We start from the raw sequence: 1757 nt of genomic DNA on the forward strand, positions 1-1757 counted from the left end.
TCCTGGCCGCAGGCATCATCACCAGCACCGACATCGACATCGACCTGATCGGCACCATCGGCCGTCACGTCCTGGCCCATCTCCTGCCCGCCCGGCGAGTCCGCACCAAAGACCGCATCGTCAAACGCGCGATCTCCAAATACAACGCCCGCGGACCCGCCATCGACCGGACCACCTACAAAGCCACCATCAGCATCAACATGCTTCCGGCCAGCTCTTGACGCCGCTACCCCAGCCCTAACTGAACGGCGTTGCATCTAGAGCGGCACCGTATCGCCGCCGTCTAACGAGGCGACTCGACGGGCAGCTTGTCCTTTCTGCGTGGTGGTCAGTTGGCACCGGGGGCTGCCGTTGGCTCGGTCGAGTGGCGGACGCTACACGTTTGGCCGGTGTTCGTCGATTCCGCTTGAACGGCGCTCATGCCGAATTCTCGAACTCGCTGCTCCGGTCACCCCTGCTCCTCGACGTCGGTGTCGGCGAAGCCGCCCGGGTTGCCTGCGCCATCGCCCACCGCTCAACCGCATTCTGAGTAGTTCATGAAGTGCTACGCCCTCTTGAGCCCATGCACGTAAACCGTCACGGTCCATCAGGTGAATGCCCGCCTTTGCGGCGTAGCTCATGGCACTGCTGGTGAATGATCCGTTGGTCACCACGATGGCGTCATCCGCGCCATGAGCGTGTTCAGCGGTGCCATTCACCTGGTAGATGACTTCGGCACCGACTTTCGCCTTGGTGCGGGTGTGTTTGCACTGCACCACGATCACCCGGCCATCCGCGCCGCGACCGATCACGTCAGCTGCCCTGTCACCTGCTCCACCCACTCGCTCAGCGTCGAAACCGTCGCGGATCATGAGATCACGGACCGCGTACTCGAAAGCCGTAGGGTCAAACCTGTCGATGTCCATGGCCAGGTCGAGCCGCAGATGAGCGAGGCGTTCCGCGCGGCGACGTTGCATGATCGCCCTCCCGCGCCACCGCGCCACTATGAAGCCGGCAGGAACCAGAATCGCCATCGCGGTCGAATACCAGTGGGCGAACACCAACTCGATCAGAGCCCTCAGGGCCTCGATCAAGAGAAGAGCGGTGAACACTCCAGCCGCAGCTGCCGCTGCCCATTCACCCAGGGTGGCAGGCCACCGTGGACGAACGCGTGACCGCAACCAGTCCCATGTCTTGCTGATCACGGAGTCGTAGCCTCGGGTGGTGCGGCATCGGCGGGAGCGATCGGCGCTGTGGAAGCGGGCTGAACTGGCGCCGATGGCTCGGCCTTGACGCCCTGCACCGCGAACCAGGCCACGCCGGCCGCGACGGCCAGCATCAGCCAACCTGCGCCCTTCTTGGATTTGCGGCGGGGCTTATTCACCCAATGACCGCGACGGTAATACCGATCAGCCATGGCTTTCCTCCAGCACTGTGCTTGAACGTGTGAGAGCCATGTAAACAGGCGGCTCCGACAAAATGCTGCCAATGTTTGTGTATCGCGAAAGCCATTCCGTTGTAGCCATCAGGAAAGCTGAATATCACCAGAAAAGGTTTGCATGAGAGGGATTTCTGGCGTGGCTCTGCTTTTTAGCGCGGCTGCTTCGCGATGTACCCCTCTTGCGGTGGGCTCAGCCGGCGGTTGCCTTGGCCTCGATGACTCACGAGGTGGCCGTCCCTCCTGATCAGTTTCGGCTGGTGAAGGTTTGTGCCTGTTCGTCCTGTTCATTGCGGGCGGGTGGCACCGCGACCTGCCCGAGACGCTCGGTGGGCGGCGG

Annotated in this window: 3 protein-coding genes; 1 reads left to right on the forward strand and 2 read right to left on the reverse strand. The window is 62.7% G+C overall.

Annotation, left to right across the window (positions count from 1 at the left end; translation table 11 throughout):
- On the forward strand, positions 1 to 221 hold a 221-nt coding region (locus E1267_RS43595; RefSeq protein WP_220449871.1), incomplete at its 5' end, for a hypothetical protein.
- Positions 222 to 374: 153 nt separating this feature from the next.
- Here E1267_RS43595 and E1267_RS43600 read toward each other — a convergent pair.
- The gene (locus E1267_RS43600) at positions 375 to 1073 is read right to left on the reverse strand and encodes a restriction endonuclease (protein ID WP_220449965.1); all 699 of its coding nucleotides are present in this window, start codon (positions 1071 to 1073) and stop codon (positions 375 to 377) included.
- A gap of 107 nt (positions 1074 to 1180) precedes the next feature.
- Positions 1181 to 1396, reverse strand: coding sequence for a hypothetical protein (locus tag E1267_RS43605; protein WP_132342152.1), 216 nt, complete (start codon positions 1394 to 1396; stop codon positions 1181 to 1183).
- Positions 1397 to 1757 lie beyond the last annotated feature (361 nt).

Origin of the sequence: Nonomuraea longispora, from assembly GCF_004348345.1 — a bacterium.
In the GTDB taxonomy this organism is placed as follows: Bacteria; Actinomycetota; Actinomycetes; order Streptosporangiales; family Streptosporangiaceae; genus Nonomuraea; species Nonomuraea longispora.

Excerpts from the sequence above, each read along its gene's own strand:
- E1267_RS43605 (WP_132342152.1), bottom strand. The coding sequence starts at position 1,396 with ATGGCTGATCGGTATTACCGTCGCGGTCATTGGGTGAATAAGCCCCGC.